General features: G+C 46.0%; 20 protein-coding genes and 1 tRNA gene. 3 read left to right on the top strand and 18 right to left on the bottom strand.

Going from position 1 to position 16,530, the window contains the following annotated elements; genetic code table 11:
* Positions 1–3: 3 nt before the first annotated feature.
* From A2X74_RS04490 to A2X74_RS04460, 7 genes are all read right to left on the bottom strand, one after another.
* Positions 4–324 carry a type II toxin-antitoxin system PemK/MazF family toxin gene (locus A2X74_RS04490; protein ID WP_216226272.1) on the bottom strand — a complete coding sequence of 107 codons (321 nt, stop codon included), beginning with the start codon at positions 322–324 and terminating at the stop codon, positions 4–6.
* Positions 325–329: 5 nt separating this feature from the next.
* Positions 330–578 carry an AbrB/MazE/SpoVT family DNA-binding domain-containing protein gene (locus A2X74_RS04485; protein ID WP_215387881.1) on the bottom strand — a complete coding sequence of 83 codons (249 nt, stop codon included), beginning with the start codon at positions 576–578 and terminating at the stop codon, positions 330–332.
* Positions 579–642: 64 nt separating this feature from the next.
* Positions 643–1,968, bottom strand: a complete 1,326-nt coding sequence (locus A2X74_RS04480) for a DEAD/DEAH box helicase (RefSeq protein ID WP_293625933.1) — start codon at positions 1,966–1,968, stop codon at positions 643–645.
* Positions 1,969–1,987: 19 nt separating this feature from the next.
* The gene (locus A2X74_RS04475; RefSeq protein WP_293625931.1) at positions 1,988–2,758 is read right to left on the bottom strand and encodes an SUMF1/EgtB/PvdO family nonheme iron enzyme; all 771 of its coding nucleotides are present in this window, start codon (positions 2,756–2,758) and stop codon (positions 1,988–1,990) included.
* Positions 2,759–2,819: 61 nt separating this feature from the next.
* Positions 2,820–2,895 (bottom strand) — tRNA-His (locus A2X74_RS04470).
* A gap of 64 nt (positions 2,896–2,959) precedes the next feature.
* Complete coding sequence (gene dusA, locus A2X74_RS04465; protein ID WP_299764649.1) at positions 2,960–4,042, bottom strand: tRNA dihydrouridine(20/20a) synthase DusA; 1,083 nt, start codon at positions 4,040–4,042, stop codon at positions 2,960–2,962.
* Between the two features lie 7 nt (positions 4,043–4,049).
* Positions 4,050–4,943: a pseudouridine synthase gene (locus A2X74_RS04460; protein ID WP_293625927.1), complete on the bottom strand. Its 894-nt coding sequence runs from the start codon at positions 4,941–4,943 to the stop codon at positions 4,050–4,052.
* Positions 4,944–5,058: 115 nt separating this feature from the next.
* On the opposite strand from A2X74_RS04460, the gene A2X74_RS04455 reads away from it, so the two are divergent.
* The 3 genes from A2X74_RS04455 to A2X74_RS04445 all read left to right on the top strand — a co-directional run bounded on the left by A2X74_RS04455 (position 5,059) and on the right by A2X74_RS04445 (position 6,684).
* The gene (locus tag A2X74_RS04455) at positions 5,059–5,832 is read left to right on the top strand and encodes a TSUP family transporter (protein ID WP_293625925.1); all 774 of its coding nucleotides are present in this window, start codon (positions 5,059–5,061) and stop codon (positions 5,830–5,832) included.
* Between the two features lie 119 nt (positions 5,833–5,951).
* Complete coding sequence (locus A2X74_RS04450; protein WP_293625923.1) at positions 5,952–6,377, top strand: universal stress protein; 426 nt, start codon at positions 5,952–5,954, stop codon at positions 6,375–6,377.
* Positions 6,378–6,447: 70 nt separating this feature from the next.
* Positions 6,448–6,684, top strand: a complete 237-nt coding sequence (locus tag A2X74_RS04445; RefSeq protein WP_293625921.1) for a hypothetical protein — start codon at positions 6,448–6,450, stop codon at positions 6,682–6,684.
* Positions 6,685–6,711: 27 nt separating this feature from the next.
* Here the strand turns inward: A2X74_RS04445 and A2X74_RS04440 are convergent, their stop codons facing one another.
* The 11 genes from A2X74_RS04440 to rbfA form a co-directional block, all read right to left on the bottom strand.
* On the bottom strand, positions 6,712–7,011 hold the full coding sequence (locus A2X74_RS04440; protein ID WP_293625919.1) for a helix-turn-helix transcriptional regulator: 300 nt from the start codon (positions 7,009–7,011) through the stop codon (positions 6,712–6,714).
* A complete protein-coding gene (locus tag A2X74_RS04435) occupies positions 7,008–7,331 on the bottom strand; it encodes a type II toxin-antitoxin system RelE/ParE family toxin (protein WP_293625917.1) in 324 nt (107 codons plus the stop codon). The genes A2X74_RS04440 and A2X74_RS04435 overlap by 4 nt, the downstream gene beginning before the upstream one ends.
* 129 nt (positions 7,332–7,460) lie before the next feature.
* The gene (gene arsH, locus A2X74_RS04430; RefSeq protein WP_293625915.1) at positions 7,461–8,180 is read right to left on the bottom strand and encodes an arsenical resistance protein ArsH; all 720 of its coding nucleotides are present in this window, start codon (positions 8,178–8,180) and stop codon (positions 7,461–7,463) included.
* Positions 8,181–9,233 carry an ACR3 family arsenite efflux transporter gene (gene arsB, locus A2X74_RS04425; protein ID WP_293625913.1) on the bottom strand — a complete coding sequence of 351 codons (1,053 nt, stop codon included), beginning with the start codon at positions 9,231–9,233 and terminating at the stop codon, positions 8,181–8,183.
* On the bottom strand, positions 9,230–9,709 hold the full coding sequence (locus A2X74_RS04420; RefSeq protein ID WP_215303160.1) for an arsenate reductase ArsC: 480 nt from the start codon (positions 9,707–9,709) through the stop codon (positions 9,230–9,232). Before A2X74_RS04420 ends, arsB begins: the two co-directional genes overlap by 4 nt.
* Entirely contained in the window at positions 9,706–10,035 is a 330-nt protein-coding gene (locus tag A2X74_RS04415; protein WP_293625909.1) for a metalloregulator ArsR/SmtB family transcription factor, read from the bottom strand. Before A2X74_RS04415 ends, A2X74_RS04420 begins: the two co-directional genes overlap by 4 nt.
* Positions 10,036–10,072: 37 nt before the next feature.
* Complete coding sequence (modA, locus tag A2X74_RS04410; protein ID WP_293625907.1) at positions 10,073–10,831, bottom strand: molybdate ABC transporter substrate-binding protein; 759 nt, start codon at positions 10,829–10,831, stop codon at positions 10,073–10,075.
* Between the two features lie 66 nt (positions 10,832–10,897).
* Positions 10,898–13,267, bottom strand: a complete 2,370-nt coding sequence (locus A2X74_RS04405) for a Tex family protein (protein WP_293625905.1) — start codon at positions 13,265–13,267, stop codon at positions 10,898–10,900.
* A gap of 94 nt (positions 13,268–13,361) precedes the next feature.
* On the bottom strand, positions 13,362–15,179 hold the full coding sequence (gene typA, locus A2X74_RS04400; protein ID WP_293625903.1) for a translational GTPase TypA: 1,818 nt from the start codon (positions 15,177–15,179) through the stop codon (positions 13,362–13,364).
* Between the two features lie 53 nt (positions 15,180–15,232).
* On the bottom strand, positions 15,233–16,144 hold the full coding sequence (gene truB / locus A2X74_RS04395; RefSeq protein ID WP_293625901.1) for a tRNA pseudouridine(55) synthase TruB: 912 nt from the start codon (positions 16,142–16,144) through the stop codon (positions 15,233–15,235).
* A 6-nt stretch (positions 16,145–16,150) separates the two neighbouring features.
* Entirely contained in the window at positions 16,151–16,519 is a 369-nt protein-coding gene (rbfA, locus tag A2X74_RS04390; RefSeq protein WP_015420788.1) for a 30S ribosome-binding factor RbfA, read from the bottom strand.
* Positions 16,520–16,530: the final 11 nt, after the last annotated feature.

The raw sequence follows: 16,530 nt of genomic DNA, 5'->3' as shown, positions 1-16,530 counted from the left end.
CAACTACGGCGTAAAAGTTGCCTGCAATATATCGAGACTAGCTCCCAATGTTTTATTGCTGACTGCGCCTAATCTTTTGACTAGGCGGGCCTTATCTATTGTGCGAATCTGATCCAAGAGAACTAAACCTTTTTTACCATCGTGTGTAATCGGCACGCGATAGGATGCTGATCTTCCTTTTGTGGTCATTGGCGCAATAATCACGGTTCGCAAAAAGTCATGCATCTCTTGCGGAGATACAACAACACATGGTCGAGTCTTTTTAATCTCACTTCCCATAGTTGGATCTAGATTAATTAACCAAATATCTCCGCGTGAAACGATACTTTTTACCAAACCCAATCCTCATCAGCTTCATTCATAAAGTCGCCCAACACTAATTCGTCTTCACCAGCCTCGGCAATGGCTCTTGAATCCTCAGCCCAACCTTCACGGGGCTTTTTTTTGGGTTTACTTAATACGAGCCTGTCACCCTCAATCACCAAGTCAGCCTGATCATCAAACCCTACCTGCTCAAGGATAGCCTTAGGAATAACCACTCCACGAGAGTTACCTATTTGACGGATTTGAAGATGCAACTGTTTTTTCATAGTAATAACAATGTTATAACTATTTTATTGCAAAGTCAAGGCTTGATACAGATTAACCAGGCAAACAGTTGAGATAGAAACGCTTCACCTCTTGGTCGCAGCTCACATCTTTGGGCTGTATGGGTCGCTCTAGGGTGATCCCTTCAATTGAGGTGCAGCGACTCAGGGCTACATAGACCTGCCCAGATGCAAATGCTCCCGATGAGAGATCTACTTTGATCTTATCGAGGGTCTTGCCCTGGCTCTTATGAATGGTGACAGCCCAAGCTAGCATTAATGGGATCTGCACAAAGGTGCCAATAATGTTTGGTGAAATCTTTCCGGACATCATGTCATGGTCATAGCGATAAGATTCCCACTGATGCCCTTTTACTTCAACCGTATTGGAGTAAGGGCCGTTCTGCACCATGACTTTCACGCTATTGGGTAACAATTCACGCACTACTCCAATTGTGCCGTTGACCCAACGCTTAGGAAAGTTGCTATCAGTCGCGGTAAACATGACCTTGGCACCCACTTTTAGCGTGAGGTGATTTGGCGATGGCAAATTACGATCATCTACATTGAACTTACCGGTGCTATTGCCGGTATAGACCTTGGCATCGGTTGTTAATGCACGCAGGCCTGCATTATTAATTTGATCAGCACGCGCATTGGTTGTAGTCAGCGTAATTGTTTGATCATCTACTTCTGGTGCATTTTCAAAACACTGCTCATTCAGAATATTGAGCGCCTCACCAATATCTTGATTAATCCGGATCTGATTGAGAAGTCCTGCAAAGTGAGCATCCTTCTGACGGAAGATCTTAGACAACTCTACCATCGTCACATCCTTACGATGCAAGGCCATCGCACAGAAGAAGTAAGGACCTTCATAGCCTCGCTCAGCTAGCACCAGCATGTCCGCCTGGGATACTACTGGAGGCAATTGAAATAAGTCCCCCACAAACATCACTTGAATTCCGCCAAAGGGTTGGCTCTTATGGGGGCCATTGGCACGCAGAAACAAATCCATTGCATCAATCACGTCTGCTCTCACCATGGAGATCTCATCAATGATGAGCAGACGGATATCTTTATAGAGACGCTTATCTTTTAAAGGCTTGATATCCTCCTCTGGAAAGATCAAGCGTGGCGGCAAGCGAAAGAAGGAGTGAATCGTGACACCCTTCACTTGTAATGCAGCTACACCGGTTGGTGCCACCACCACGACATTACCTGGGATGTTCTCACGCAGATAGCCAATTAAGGTGGTCTTGCCGGTACCCGCTTTACCACTCACAAAAATATAAGGGTCGTGACGCTCGATAGCGTCGATTACCTCCTGGTATTCAGGAGTAATTTCAATGGCAGATGGGTCTACTACGGGATTGGTCATCCCCTATTGTTTCATGGGATCAACTAACGCAGCGAAAGCCGATATACACCACACCGATATCTGCTGGCTTGGACTCCACATCAGACTCTTTTTGTCTCTCTGGGCCATACCACCACGAAGCACCTCGGGTAATGAAACCACCATGACGCTCAGTTGCAGTCCACTCCCAAACATTGCCACCCATATCCAATAAGCCATTGACTCCAGGCTTAGTGGTGCCAGCAGGTACATGACCAGTGCCGCGATTTAACGCACCCGCTGGTGCTACGCCCTTGTAATCACCACAACCATTCAAGCAATGGGAGACAACCGGAGTTGCTCCACCTGGAAAGGGATATCGTTGACCTTTGGTGTAGCCAGCTGGAGGGACTTCTCTTTGCTCCACAAATGCTGCAGAGGTCCATTCCGCATCCGTTGGTAAACGCTTCCCATAGAAGCGACAAACAGAAGCAGCTTCAGATTGATTGAGATGTACTGCAGGCTCGCTGGATTTGGGAGTAACGCCATAAGGGGTTTTCCAAGTCCAGCCAGGTTTTTTGACGAAGCCATATTCATATGAAAGTCCACCACCATTCTTCTCGGCTTGACTTACAAAACCAGTGGCATCAGCAAAAGTTTTGACATCGGCAATAGTCATCTCAGTTTGATCCCAAGATACAGTGCCCACTTTAAGCACAGGAATAGTCGATGCAGGTGCGCTATTAGCGGGCGTAGATCGCAACATAAAGTACGCAGCAATAACCGATAGTACTAAGCCAAACAGAATTGGGAGAATATCGAATTTTTTCATCAGAATGATCTCAAAAATAAAAGGCTCCACGAAGGGAGCCTTAGGATAATGCAATATTCGGTGGGGCGAACGACGGGGCTCGAACCCGCGACAACCAGAATCACAATCTGGGACTCTACCAACTGAGCTACGTCCGCCACTGAAGACTTAGATTATAGCTTTTGAGCCAAAACCCTGTCAAAAATGGCCTAGATTACTGATTTAGGCACCTTCAAACTCAAAGGCAGCCCAATCCCCAAGGCATAAGCTCGCATCGATAAAGAAATCCAAAATAGCAGCCTTGCTTTGAACTTTAGCCAGGGCATGGTGATCAGAAAGGCGCTGACGCCAGTAGCGGGAACCTGCCCTGCCATGAGCTAGCCCCAAAATATGGCGGGTGAATGCGCCAATATAAAAAGGCTTTCCTTTGGCTTGGCACTCATCAAACCAAGCCTGCACTTGCTTAACCAATGCAATCTGAATGCGATGCCATTCAGTTTCACTAAAGAGATAGCCAGCCGCATCGCCATTGGTATGAATCATGTCATCCCAACCCAACAGCAATGCCGGGAAATGATAGGCCGCCCTTCCAACCATAAAGCCATCAAAGTCATCCCAATGACCGGCGATTTGATCATTGGTTTCCAGGCCACCGTTAAGCAAGACTTTGAGATTAGGAAATTGCTTTTGGGCATCCAAGCGAAGCTTTGCAGCCACTTCATAACGTAATGGTGGTTTGCTGCGATTCTCTTTGGGAGATAAACCCTTCAGCACCGCATTGCGTGCATGGATGGTTACCTGACTTGCGCCTGCATCAGCTACAGCAAGAATAAAGTTCAATGCAAATTGATAGTCCACTTCAGAGTTAGCAGCATCCATGGAATCTAAACCAAGACGATGCTTCACCGTGATGGGAGTATCAACAGCAGCCTTCATTGCTTTCACACAATCGGCAACGAGTTGTGGCTCTGCCATGAGGCAAGCACCGAAGGCGCCACGTTGTACGCGCTCTGAAGGGCAACCGCAATTAAGATCAATTTCGTTGTAGCCCCACTGCTGTGCTAACTCTGCAGCTTTAGCCAAATCAGAGGGTTCAGAGCCGCCCAATTGAAGAACAACAGGATGCTGATCTTGCGAATAATCTAAATGACGTGGCACATCCCCATGAATAAGAGCGCCGGTAGTCACCATCTCGGCATAGAGAACCGCTTCTTTGGTGAGCGTACGATGGAAAGAACGGCAGTGACGATCCGTCCACTCCATCATCGGGGCAACCGCTAAGCGTTTGGGTGTTTTTACAGTCATACCAATATCAAGCTAATACTCTCTGGGTCACAAAAGATCTCTCTTGCCCCGTTACCGGGTCGCTGAAATAAATCTCTTTTGCTAAAAGTTGGAGGGGTTTGGAAAAGTCCAAATCATACTCTTGGTAAGGGGTAAGCACAGGGTAGATCTGGTCATGCTGAATAGGGATGCCTAGGCTATTGAGATGACAACGCAGTTGATGCTTCTTGCCGCTACCAGGAGTCAAACGATATCTGGCCCAAGGATTATTTACCTCAAGTAATTCTATCAAGGTATCAGTATTGGGTTCGCCCTCCACTTCCTCCATCTGCAGAAAGTGTTCAGACTCCTCCAATCTACTTTGATAAGTCATTGGTAATTGCTTAATCAGATCTTCTGAATAGGTTGCGATTGCTTCATAGACCTTCTTGACTGCGCGATCTCTAAATAAATTTTGGTATTGGGCCCGCTCTTGCCGATTCACTGAAAAAATGACTAGGCCCGCCGTATCGCGATCAATCCGATGAATCGGACTCAAGTCCTGAATCCCAGTTTTTTTCTTCAGACGATTAAGCAAAGTTTGATGCAAATAAAGACCGCTTGGTGTTACCGGTAAAAAATGGGGTTTATCTGCAACCAGAATATGTTCGTCCTGAAAAAGAATGGCTTCCTCAAAAGGAATTTCTGGCTCTCGAGCTAAGCGCCTGAAATACAGTAAATGTGTATTAGGAAGATAGGCATCGCCCGCAGCAAGCGCCTCACCCTCTTGGTTAAACACCAGGCCTTCCTCAAAACGAGCTTCCCACTCACCTCTATCAATATGCGGGAAATTGGCAATAAAGAAATCCAACAGACAGGCGTAATCCTGTCCGGCAGGCAAATACACCTTGGATGAGGAGACTCCTTCAGAATTGACTTTCATTTGGACTAGATTATCCACTTCACCCAGAGGAATAAAAGAATCTCAATACGACTATCCAGAAACCCCTCTAAAATGAGCCAGCAACACCCATAAGAACTAGAAAATAATAGACAACATGCTTGAACTCTCCGCATTTGACCTTGGCTTATTGCTAGCGTGTGCTTTATTTGCAGGCTTGGTCGACTCCATTATTGGTGGCGGAGGAATGATTCAGGTGCCAGCCCTTTTTGCTGCTTTACCGGGCTTTCCGCCAGCCACCCTGCTATCAGTTAATAAGTTTGGTTCGATTGTCGGGACTATTGGTTCAGCTATTCAGTACAGTCGGGCCAATAAAAGCCCTTGGGGCCTAGTCATTGTTTCTTCATCATTTGCATTTTTTGCCTCAGTTGCAGGCGCTTACCTCGTCACTCAATTACCAACCGAATGGCTCAGAGGCGCTCTACCTTTTTTATTGCTTGCACTGCTGATCTTTAATATCAAATCCAGTGCTGGTCTAGTGCATGCACCTAAGCATGAGCATCACAAACAAAAAGCAATCGCCTCTACCGGTGCAGGCATCATTGGTTTTTATGATGGCTTTCTGGGGCCTGGAGCTGGTGCGTTTTATAAACTCTTCTACACCCGAGTATTGGGATTTGATTTTTTACGATCTGCAGCGCCTGCGAAGTACCTCAATATTGCCTCCAATTTAGGGGCACTCTGCGTCTTTTTCTATCTCGGTTTTTTTGACTGGCAGCTTGGTTTGTTGATGGCTAGCGCCAATCTCGTAGGCGGCCAAATTGGTACTAAAATTGCCATCAAACATGGCAATACCTTTATCCGTAAAGGCTTCTTTATTCTGGTCACCATACTGATTATCAAAACCTTCTACGATGCGTTCCTAAAGTAAATCAAGCTCCAGACAACAGCCCTAGTGAATATGGGATTTTTTCGTAGATTTATGGTGATTTTCATAGTAAATTAGTCATATGCAGTTGCAGTTTATTCACTACAAAAATAGAGGGACAAATGAAAATTTTATTACCAGTTGACGGCTCCAAATCTTCGCTCAATGCGGCTAAGTACGTTGCGAAGTTGTCTAAAGATTTGCGCAGCAAATGCGCAGTCACATTGATCAGCGTTCATGACGATATTGGACTTGGCCATGTAAAGCAATTTGTCGCTAATAGCGTAATCGATGATTACCTTCGTGAAGTCAGCGAGAAAGACCTCAAAGGAGCTCAAAAGACTCTTGATACTGCTGGTGTAAAGCACAGCATGGTGATTAAGCGCGGTCACATTGCCAGCGAAATCATTGCTTTGGCCAATAAAGAAAAATTTGACCTCATTGTGATGGGATCAAAGGGTCGCAGCGGTATCGTAGATGCAATCATGGGTTCAGTAGCTCAAAAGGTTAGCAACAACGCTAAGCAACCAGTTTTATTAATTAAATAAGCGCAAGGGTTAATCAACAGATTAACTTCAATAGGCCGTCTATGTGACGGCCTTTTTTATGGATTTGTAAATGAGTATTTTGCTTCTATTATTTGCACCAGGCTTATTTGCCCTGGTTTGGCTCATCCGCCTACAGATCTGCCTATCCAGGGTCCGCTATCTAGTAGATACCTATGGGATGGATCGCAAAAAATTGCGTAAGTTGTCATGCAAAGAGCTCAAGAAACTGCGTACATCGATTGATGAACTTCGGCAAACTAATGATGCTTTTGCCTTAGAGAATCTGGTTAGGCCATTTAGGACATAACAAACAATAACCTAAAATTAATTGGCATCAGACTAGGTGTAATTCGACCCTCTTACCCAAGGCAGCAGCATACTTTCGCAGTGTACTTAAACTTGGGGAGTGCTTTCCAGTTGCCAAAGAGCTTTCGAGTCTGGCTATTGCAGGAGCTTGTGTACCCATTCTGCGAGCCACTTCAGCCTGAGATAAACCTGCGGCTTTACGAGCCTGCAGTATTTCATCAAGAATCGCAAACTCCTCTTTATTTAAGCGCTCAACCTCAGCCTTGACTGCTGGGTTTTTTAACATCTTGCCAACTGCTTGTTTGTGGGTCAATGTCTTTGTCTTCATAATTTCACTTCCCTCATTCTCAACTTGGCTAGCCTTAGTTCTTTATCGGGAGTTTTCTGAGATTTCTTAACAAAGCTATGCAACATCACAATCTCTCGCTCCACCACGGTACAAAAGAAAACTCTTGCAATGCCCTCAACACCCTTTAGCCTAAGCTCAAATAAACCGCCGCCAAACGAATCGGTATGCGGCAAACCTAAATGCGGCCCATATTCAATCATGCGCTGTGTCAAAGCAATGTAGCGCGCCTGCAAAGAAATAGGTAAATCAAAAATTTGCTCCAATACATCGGGGCTGTAATAGCGAATGGTATGAGTCATTCAATGATGCTAACAAATATGTTAGCATCAAACAACCATGTTGCGCAAGGGCCATCCAACAGTGAGGGTATATTGACCTCACAAATAAACCCGGCATTGAAGTTAGAGTTGATAGCAAATCTTCAGGGGTTAAATTGCCCTTTGATTTACCCTCTTAGATAGCTCCTGGGCAGACTCTTTTCTCTCGCTGTAGCGATCCGTCAAGTATTCGCTTACTCCACGAGTCAGTAATGTGAACTTATAGAGCTCTTCCATGACATCGACAACGCGATCATAAAAGGAGGATGGCTTCATACGCCCATCTTCCTCAAATTCTGTAAAAGCCTTGGCAACCGAGGATTGATTGGGGATAGTAATCATCCTCATCCATCGACCCAAGATGCGCATTTGATTCACCGCATTAAAGGATTGAGATCCCCCACAAACCTGCATTACAGCCAAGGTCTTGCCTTGAGTTGGTCTAACAGCACCCTCAGATAACGGAATCCAATCAATCTGTGTTTTTAGCAAGCCGGTCATGGCACCATGTCGTTCCGGTGAGGTCCAAACCATCCCCTCTGCCCACAAGGCTAATTGACGCAACTCTTGAACCTTTGGATGGGTATCGGGTGCGCCATCAACTAGAGGTAGGCCAGTAGGGTCAAAAATTTTGACTTCGCCACCCATAGCGGTTAATAGCCTCGCCGCCTCGAAAGTAAGGAGCCTGCTATAGGATCGCTCACGCAGTGAACCATATAGCATCAGAAACCGAGGCGCATGATCGCCAGCCTGGATGCTCAATTTTTCTAATTCAGGGATCTGAAACAGATCCTCTACTAAGGCAGGCAATTGAAGTGGAGACTCAAACACTTAAGATACATCCTTTTGAAAATACTTTTCCTTAAACCATAAGGCTACAGTGACTAAGCCAATCATGATGGGCACTTCTACTAATGGGCCTATGACTGCCGCAAAGGCTGCACCAGAATTAATTCCAAATACCGCAATTGCAACGGCAATAGCCAGCTCAAAGTTATTACTGGAAGCGGTAAAGGAAAGCGTACAGCATCGTTTGTAATCGATTCCCATCTTGCCAGTCACCAAGAAAGTCAGTAAGAACATGATGAGAAAGAAAACCAACAGTGGCACAGCAATAGTCACGACATCCATTGGCAGCGTTAAGATGACGCCCCCTTTGAGGCTAAACATCACGATGATGGTGAATAGCAAAGCAATTAGAGTGATCTTGCCAATACGAGGTACAAAATGCTCGTGGTAATGCTCTTTAGTCACGAACCTGAGCATGACTACCCTAGTCAATATTCCGGCAATACAGGGAATGCCTAAGTAGATAAATACACTCTCTGCAATCTGCCCCATACCGACGCTGACGCTGGAGCCCGCCAAGCCAAAGTAAGGCGGCAATACAGTCAAAAAGAAATAGGCATAGACACTAAAGAACAGTACTTGAAAAATAGCATTAAATGCTACTAGGCCAGCAGCGTATTCAGTAGAGCCCTTGGCTAAATCATTCCAAATAATGACCATCGCAACACATGGTGCAATACCAATCAATATCAGGCCAGCCATGTATTCTGGTTGGTCGGGAACAAAAGTAATCGCCAAAAAGAACATTAAAGTCGGTGCAATAATCCAGTTCATCAAAATGGATATACCGAAGATGCGCTTATCTTTAAATACGTCAGGCAAGTCTTCATAGCGCACCTTAGCAAACGGTGGGTACATCATCAAGATCAAGCCAATAGCAATTGGAAGATTCGTTGTGCCGACCTGGAAGGAATTAATAAACCCTTCAATACCCGGAATAAAGTGGCCTAAGGCAATGCCAACTGCCATTGCTACAAAGATCCAGACCGTTAAATAGCGGTCCAGAAAAGAGAGTTTTTTGGTGATCGAGCTCATGCTTTAGTATGAATTTCTTTAAGGCTCATCGAGTCGAGTTTTTCCAATGGCATTGCAGCCAAGATATCTAAGCGTTTCTTAAGACCATTCTTGACCTCATGAAATGCTGCTCTCTTTTCTAAATCAGTACCCTGCACTTGCGATGGGTCAGGAAATCCCCAATGCGCAGTAGCTGGTTTACCAGGCCAAAATGGGCAAACCTCACCAGCAGCGTTATCACATACTGTAATAATGAAATCCATTTGGGGGGCATTAGGACCACCAAATACATCCCAGCTTTTTGACTTTAGGAGTGTGCGGTCCATACCCAGCTCCTCTGCGATATCAGCAGCAATTGGATTAACGCTTGTACCTGGTGTTGAGCCCGCTGAATAACCTACAAACTTGCCACTTGGGTGCGTTGATGCTAAAGCCTCACCCAACACTGATCGAGCAGAATTGTGGGTACATAAAAAAAGAATGTTGTACTGTTTCATTGAGCATTTACCTTTTTTAGAGATTTTGGTGTTTTACAAGATTTACCGCCGCAGCAGTTAGCTAGCAAGAACTCACTGAGCTCTTCAACCATGCCAGGGTTAGGCCTGTAGATGAGGTTGCGACTTTGGCGTTCGACAGTAATGAGATTGGCCTGATAGAGCTCTTTTAGATGGAAGCTGAGGGTCGCATTGGGAATGCCCAACATCTCATGAATTTGCGACGGCATTAAACCTGTATCGCCCTTTTGCACAATGAGGCGGTAAACGTTTAAGCGCGACTCCTGCCCTAGGGCAACGAATGCTTGTATTGCTTCGGTATTTTTCATAATTCGATAATAATAGAAATATATTACAAATTGATGACTACGGCGCAACAAAACCATAGCGCCTCATCACTTGCTTCGATTTTGGCTCTTGTAGGTAGAGGTAAAAATCTTTAGCGCTTGGTGCAGTGTTTTTGATCAAAGCCATCTTTTGCTTCAGCGGTTTATGAAGACCATCTGGTATCAGCACAGATGATGATTGAGTTTGAATCTGTGGGGAAGAAGCTAGAGATAAAGCGGAGATCGCAAAATCAGCCGACCCCGTTAGAGCAAACATCGTTGCTTGAGAAATATTTTCTCCAAATACAAGCTTGGGCTGGGCCAGATCCCAGACCCCCATACTAATAAGATATTCTTTTGCTGCCCTGCCATAGGGAGCATGATCTGGATTGGCGATAGCGATTTTCTTAGATGTTTGTATTGCCTTCGTGAGGCCGTCTTTGTCAGCGTTGAGCTGAATTGCGGATCCCTTTTTCTGCAAAAGAACAATTCTGCCGATTGCATACAGGGTTCCCTCGTCCACAGTTAAGCCATTATTAGATAAGTCATCTACATAAGCCTCATCAGCAGACATCAGCAAGCTAAATGGTGCGCCATTTTTGGTTTGCTGCCACAGCACACCAGATGAGCCAAACACCAGTTTGACGTCTTGCCCTTTATCAGCCTTATAGTTAGCGGCAATTTCTTCGACAGCAAACTTGAGATCTGAGGCAGCAGCCACTGTTGGCGCAGTTTGAGCAATAGAGGTCGAGATAAAGAGAGACAAGAATCCCAAAATAATACTTTTAACCATGGTCATTCAATCTCTCCAATGCTCGCTATTCATGTAGTGTAACGATTTCTTACTAACACTTCATAACCTCTACTAACCGCCACTCTTGAGCTTACGTAAAGCATCTGCCATTGCATTATTCATTGGGGGCACAGATCTTCTATCTTCCTGCGGCCTTCTAATATCTGGGGTTCTTGGAGTTCCTGGCCTATTTGTTCTTTGCTCAGACTTTGCACCTGGCGATGCTTTAGGGGCCTCATCAGATAGTCGCATCGTCAAAGCAATACGCTTACGCTTTTCATCCACCTCAAGCACTTTGACCTTCACAACCTGACCTGCTTTAACTACACTATGTGGGTCTTTAACAAAGGTATTGGCTAATGCAGAGATATGCACCAGGCCATCTTGATGAACGCCAATATCCACAAATGCACCAAAGGCGGCAACGTTCGTCACAACACCTTCCAAAATCATGTCCGCTTTGAGGTCGCTGATTTTTTCTACGCCATCCTTAAAGGTTGCGGTTGTGAATTCAGGACGTGGGTCACGACCAGGCTTCTCCAATTCTTTAATGATGTCGGTAACTGTTGGCAATCCAAAATTCTCATCAGCATACTTTTCTGGGCTTAGACCTTTCAGGATCGTTGCGTCACCAATCACTTCCTTGACGCCCTTCTTGATATCTTTCAGAATTTTCTCTACCAAGGGATAGGATTCCGGGTGGACTGCCGATGCATCTAATGGATCTTTGCCATTCATAATGCGCAAGAAACCGGCCGCCTGCTCAAAGGTCTTGTCACCTAAGCGTGGCACGCTCCGCAAATCCGCCCGAGTCTGAAAGGCGCCATTGCTATCCCGATAAGAAACAATACCCTCAGCAACCGTACTACTTAGCCCTGAAACCCTTGCCAGTAAAGGCGCTGAAGCGGTATTGACATCTACGCCAACCGCATTCACACAATCCTCTACGACTGCTACTAATGACTTGGCTAATTGAGTCTGCATTACATCGTGCTGATACTGACCCACACCAATGGACTTTGGATCAATCTTGACCAGCTCTGCCAGTGGATCTTGCAACCTTCTCGCAATCGATACTGCCCCTCTGAGCGACACATCCATGCCAGGCAATTCTTTTGAGGCGTACTCAGAGGCAGAGTAAACCGATGCCCCTGCTTCTGATACAACAATCTTTGTGAGTTTGAGCTCAGGTTTAGCTTTGATTAAATCCTGTGCCAACTTATCTGTTTCACGTGATGCGGTTCCGTTACCGATCGAGATTAAGTTTGCCTTATGCTTCTCGGCTAATTTCGCAAGGGTATGTAATGAACCATCCCAATCATTCTTAGGCTGATGTGGGTAAATCACATCCGTATCCACTACCTTGCCAGTTGCATCGACTACCGCAACCTTCACGCCCGTTCTCATCCCAGGATCTAAACCAATAGTGACCTTTGGTCCTGCGGGTGCAGCAAGCAACAAGTCCTTGAGGTTGCGCGCGAACACATTGATCGCTTCAGCTTCAGAGCGTTCACGCAAAGCACTCATCAGCTCGGACTCCAAATGCATCGAACACTTAATACGCCAAGTCCAACGTACGGTTTCTGCTAGCCACTGATCCGCTGGACGACCTTCATTTTTAATCTTGAACTGATTAGCAATACGGGACTCGCAAGGATTATGAGGTGCATCCCATTTGGGTTTTTCTTCCTCAGTATCCAGGCGCAAATTGACCATCAACATCTGCTCACGACGACCTCTAAATAATGCCAAGGCACGATGTGACGGAATTGCAACAATAGGTTCAGAGTAATCAAAATAATCAGCGAATTTCTCACCCTCTTGCTCCTTACCGGCGATCACCTTGGACTCCACTACACCATGTTCTTGTAGGTAGGTCCTGAGTGACTGCACTAAGCCAGCATCTTCCGCAAAGCGCTCCATCAAAATCTGGCGGGCACCTTCAAGAGCCGCTTTCACGTCAGGAACTCCAGGGTTATTCGTGCCATCTACGTCAAATGCTTCTTTAATATATTTGGTGGCCTCTATTTCAGGATCTAAATTGGGATTAGCGAGCAAATCATTCGCTAGCGGCTCTAATCCTGCTTCTAGGGCGATTTGGGCTTTGGTTCTACGCTTTGGCTTATATGGAAGATAGAGATCCTCCAGGCGAGTCTTATCCTCGGCAAGCATGATGGCCTTGAGCAACTCCGGGGTCATCTTGCCCTGCTCCTCAATTGATGCCACGATTGCCTTGCGACGATCCTCTAGCTCACGCAAATAACTCAAACGCTCTTCTAGCAAGCGTAACTGCGCATCATCTAAACCGCCAGTGGCCTCCTTACGATAACGGGCAATAAAAGGAACGGTAGCGCCCTCATCCATCAAAGCAATAGCAGCAGCTACTTGAGCGGGTTTAGCGGATAACTCTTGGGCAAGGCGTTGTTCAATGGAAGGCAGCATGGGGATCTATTTTTACTATTATTTTTCGAATATGGATTTCAATGAAGAACAAAAGCCACCCGGAGGTGACTTTTGTTGTGTAGCTTGAAGCAGCTTAGTCGCGTGATGCTTTCTTACGCTCATGCTCCTTGAGGTAGCGCTTACGAATACGAATACTCTTCGGCGTTACTTCTACCAATTCATCATCATCGATAAACTCAACAGCGTACTCGAGGTTCATGGCGATTGGTGTAACCAAACGAACTGCTTCGTCAGTACCAGAAGCGCGAACGTTGGTTAATTGCTTACCTTTAATTGGGTTAACAACCAAGTCATTGTCACGGCTATGAATACCGATGACCATACCTTCATACAAAGGATCGCCAGGACTCACAAACATACGGCCACGGTCTTGTAATTTCCACAAAGCGTAAGCAACTGCCTCGCCATCATCTTGACTGATCAATACGCCGTTATGACGCTCACCCAAGATGCCGTCTTTTGCAGGCGCATAAGAATCAAATGTGTGGCTCATCAAACCGTTACCACGAGTCATGGTCATGAAATCGCCTTGGAAACCGATCAAACCACGCGCAGGAATACGGTACTCAAGACGTGTGCGACCTTTACCGTCGCTCACCATGTCAAGCAACTCGCCCTTACGCTTACCCAAGTCTTCCATGACGGCGCCTTGAGTTGTATCTTCTACGTCAACCGTTAAGTTCTCGTACGGCTCCATCTTCACGCCATCTACTTCATGGAATACCACGCGTGGGCGGGAAACTGCCAGCTCGTAACCTTCACGACGCATGGTTTCTACCAAGATGGTGAGGTGCAATTCGCCGCGGCCTGACACTTCAAATACGGTGTCGTCATCCGTTTCTTTTACACGCAAAGCCATGTTGGACTTCAATTCACGATCTAAACGCTCACGAATCTGACGGCTAGTAACAAACTTACCTTCACGACCAGCTAATGGGCTCGTGTTCACCATGAAGTTCATGGTCAAAGTAGGTTCGTCAATTTTGAGCATTGGCAATGCTTCTGGGGTATCAGGGGAACAGATTGTTGTTCCAATGGCCAAATCTTCAATACCGTTTACCAATACGATGTCGCCTGCTTGCGCCTCATCAACAATCTCGCGCTCTAAGCCACGGAATTTCAATACTTGGTTGATACGGCCTTTGCGTTGAACACCATCAGGACCGTCCATGAAAACCACATCCATCAAAGGCTTCACAGTTCCACGGTTTATGCGGCCTACACCAATCTTACCTACGTAAGTGCTGTATTCAATAGAGGTAATTTGCAACTGCAAAGGACCTTCTGGATTGTCATCACGTACTGGAACATGCTTTAGCACAGTGTCAAACAATGGGCGCATATCACCTTCGCGTACATCATCAGTCAAACCAGCATAGCCATTCAGACCAGATGCATAAACCACTGGGAAGTCTAACTGCTCTTCGGTTGCGCCCAACTTATCAAACAACTCAAAAGTTGCATTGATCACATAGTCTGTACGAGCACCGGGACGGTCAACCTTATTAATCACCACGATCGGCTTCAAGCCGAGAGCCAAGGCTTTCTTAGTTACGAAGCGAGTTTGTGGCATAGGACCTTCAACCGCGTCAACCAAGAGCAAAACACCATCAACCATAGAGAGCACACGCTCTACTTCACCACCGAAGTCAGCATGTCCCGGTGTATCTACGATATTGATGTGTGTGCCGTCATACTCAACCGCACAGTTCTTGGACAAAATAGTAATGCCACGCTCTTTTTCCAAGTCGTTTGAGTCCATGACGCGTTCGGTCATTTTTTCATTGGAACGGAATGTGCCTGATTGGCGCAAGAGTTGGTCAACCAAAGTAGTTTTACCGTGGTCAACGTGGGCGATGATGGCGATATTACGAAGTGCGCGTTTAGTCATGTGAAGCTTCTGAAGTTAAGAATAGGGTTAATGAATAAAGGGGTTAAATATGTTTAATGTGCCGAAGAAATCAAGCGCTTGGGATGCAAAACCCCAGAACGCCAATCACCAGTACCAATAAAGTTATGTGGAGCTGCTGTTGCACGATAGATACGCACCAGCGCCTCTATCGAAGGTAAATTCAGTGGGACGCGTTGACCCATCTCCAAACGTTTTGCTTGCTGCTCATCCACAGTTAAGTGGGGCAAAGTTTGCAAGAGCGCATCGACTGGCAAGATATAACTTGAGCTATCTTGCAAGCCTTTTTGAATCGACTCGATTGTGAAAGACTGTTCTAAAGTGAGGTGACCAACTTCAGTGCGACGCAGGCCAACTAAATGAGCGCCACAACCCAATGCCTTACCAATATCTTCTGCCAATACGCGAATGTAAGTACCTTTGCTGCAGCTCACTTCTAAAGTCGCTTCTGGCCAATTGACATTAGTCCAACGAATTGCATGAATCGTAATATCTCGTGGAGCGCGTTCCAACTCAACACCGGCACGAGCGTATTCATATAGAGGTTTGCCATCGCGCTTGAGCGCGGAATACATTGGAGGCACCTGGCTAATCGGACCAGTGAATGCCGGCAATAGAGCATCTAATGCAATTTTGATAGCCACTTCATCCGCAAATACAGGTAAAGGTAATTCTTCAATGACTAAACCTTCAGCATCACCAGTATCAGTACGCTGACCAAATTTCACTTGAGCGATATAGGTTTTATCGGCCTCTAATAAATCCTGGGAGTACTTCGTTGCTTCACCCAAACAAATCGGGAGTAAGCCTGTAGCCATGGGATCTAGAGTGCCAGTATGCCCCGCTTTTTCTGCATTGAAGGTGCGCTTCACGGCAGTGACTGCGCCTTGTGAGCTCATGCCAGCAGGTTTATCAAGCAAGACTACGCCATCGATACGTACAGACATAGCTATTTACGCGTTCTCGTCTTTGCGATCACTGTCCACCGCTTGATCAATTAAGCGCGACATTTCAATACCGTGCTCAACAGAACTGTCGTAGTGGAAATGCAGAGTTGGCACAGTATGGATATGCAAACGCTTAAACAGTAGGGAATGTAAGTAGCCCGCCTTATCCTGCAAAGCCTTCAATGCCACTTCAGGCTCAGCGCCTAAGACGGTAAAGAAGACTTTTGCATGGGCCAAATCTGGCGTGAGCTCAATACTTTGTAAAGTAATCAAGCCCAAGCTCGGACTACGCAATTCACGGGGAATTAGCTCGGCCAGGTCCCGCTGAATTTGATCGGCGAGACGCTGGTTACGATGAGGACTAGTTTTATGCATTAACTCGATTA

The organism is Polynucleobacter sp. GWA2_45_21 (genome assembly GCF_001830325.1).
Taxonomy (GTDB): Bacteria; Pseudomonadota; Gammaproteobacteria; order Burkholderiales; family Burkholderiaceae; genus Polynucleobacter.
The sequence above is the reverse complement of the archived record's forward strand: the minus strand, read 5'-3'. Positions and strand labels throughout refer to the sequence as shown.

Coding starts and splice junctions, on each gene's coding strand:
- A2X74_RS04480 (WP_293625933.1), bottom strand. CDS start 1,968: ATGACCAATCCCGTAGTAGACCCATCTGCCATTGAAATTACTCCTGAA.
- A2X74_RS04475 (WP_293625931.1), bottom strand. CDS start 2,758: ATGAAAAAATTCGATATTCTCCCAATTCTGTTTGGCTTAGTACTATCG.
- dusA (WP_299764649.1), bottom strand. CDS start 4,042: ATGACTGTAAAAACACCCAAACGCTTAGCGGTTGCCCCGATGATGGAG.
- A2X74_RS04460 (WP_293625927.1), bottom strand. CDS start 4,943: ATGAAAGTCAATTCTGAAGGAGTCTCCTCATCCAAGGTGTATTTGCCT.
- A2X74_RS04455 (WP_293625925.1), top strand. CDS start 5,059: ATGCTTGAACTCTCCGCATTTGACCTTGGCTTATTGCTAGCGTGTGCT.
- A2X74_RS04450 (WP_293625923.1), top strand. CDS start 5,952: ATGAAAATTTTATTACCAGTTGACGGCTCCAAATCTTCGCTCAATGCG.
- A2X74_RS04445 (WP_293625921.1), top strand. CDS start 6,448: ATGAGTATTTTGCTTCTATTATTTGCACCAGGCTTATTTGCCCTGGTT.
- A2X74_RS04440 (WP_293625919.1), bottom strand. CDS start 7,011: ATGAAGACAAAGACATTGACCCACAAACAAGCAGTTGGCAAGATGTTA.
- A2X74_RS04435 (WP_293625917.1), bottom strand. CDS start 7,331: ATGACTCATACCATTCGCTATTACAGCCCCGATGTATTGGAGCAAATT.
- arsB (WP_293625913.1), bottom strand. CDS start 9,233: ATGAGCTCGATCACCAAAAAACTCTCTTTTCTGGACCGCTATTTAACG.
- A2X74_RS04420 (WP_215303160.1), bottom strand. CDS start 9,709: ATGAAACAGTACAACATTCTTTTTTTATGTACCCACAATTCTGCTCGA.
- A2X74_RS04415 (WP_293625909.1), bottom strand. CDS start 10,035: ATGAAAAATACCGAAGCAATACAAGCATTCGTTGCCCTAGGGCAGGAG.
- modA (WP_293625907.1), bottom strand. CDS start 10,831: ATGACCATGGTTAAAAGTATTATTTTGGGATTCTTGTCTCTCTTTATC.
- A2X74_RS04405 (WP_293625905.1), bottom strand. CDS start 13,267: ATGCTGCCTTCCATTGAACAACGCCTTGCCCAAGAGTTATCCGCTAAA.
- typA (WP_293625903.1), bottom strand. CDS start 15,179: ATGACTAAACGCGCACTTCGTAATATCGCCATCATCGCCCACGTTGAC.
- truB (WP_293625901.1), bottom strand. CDS start 16,144: ATGTCTGTACGTATCGATGGCGTAGTCTTGCTTGATAAACCTGCTGGC.
- rbfA (WP_015420788.1), bottom strand. CDS start 16,519: ATGCATAAAACTAGTCCTCATCGTAACCAGCGTCTCGCCGATCAAATT.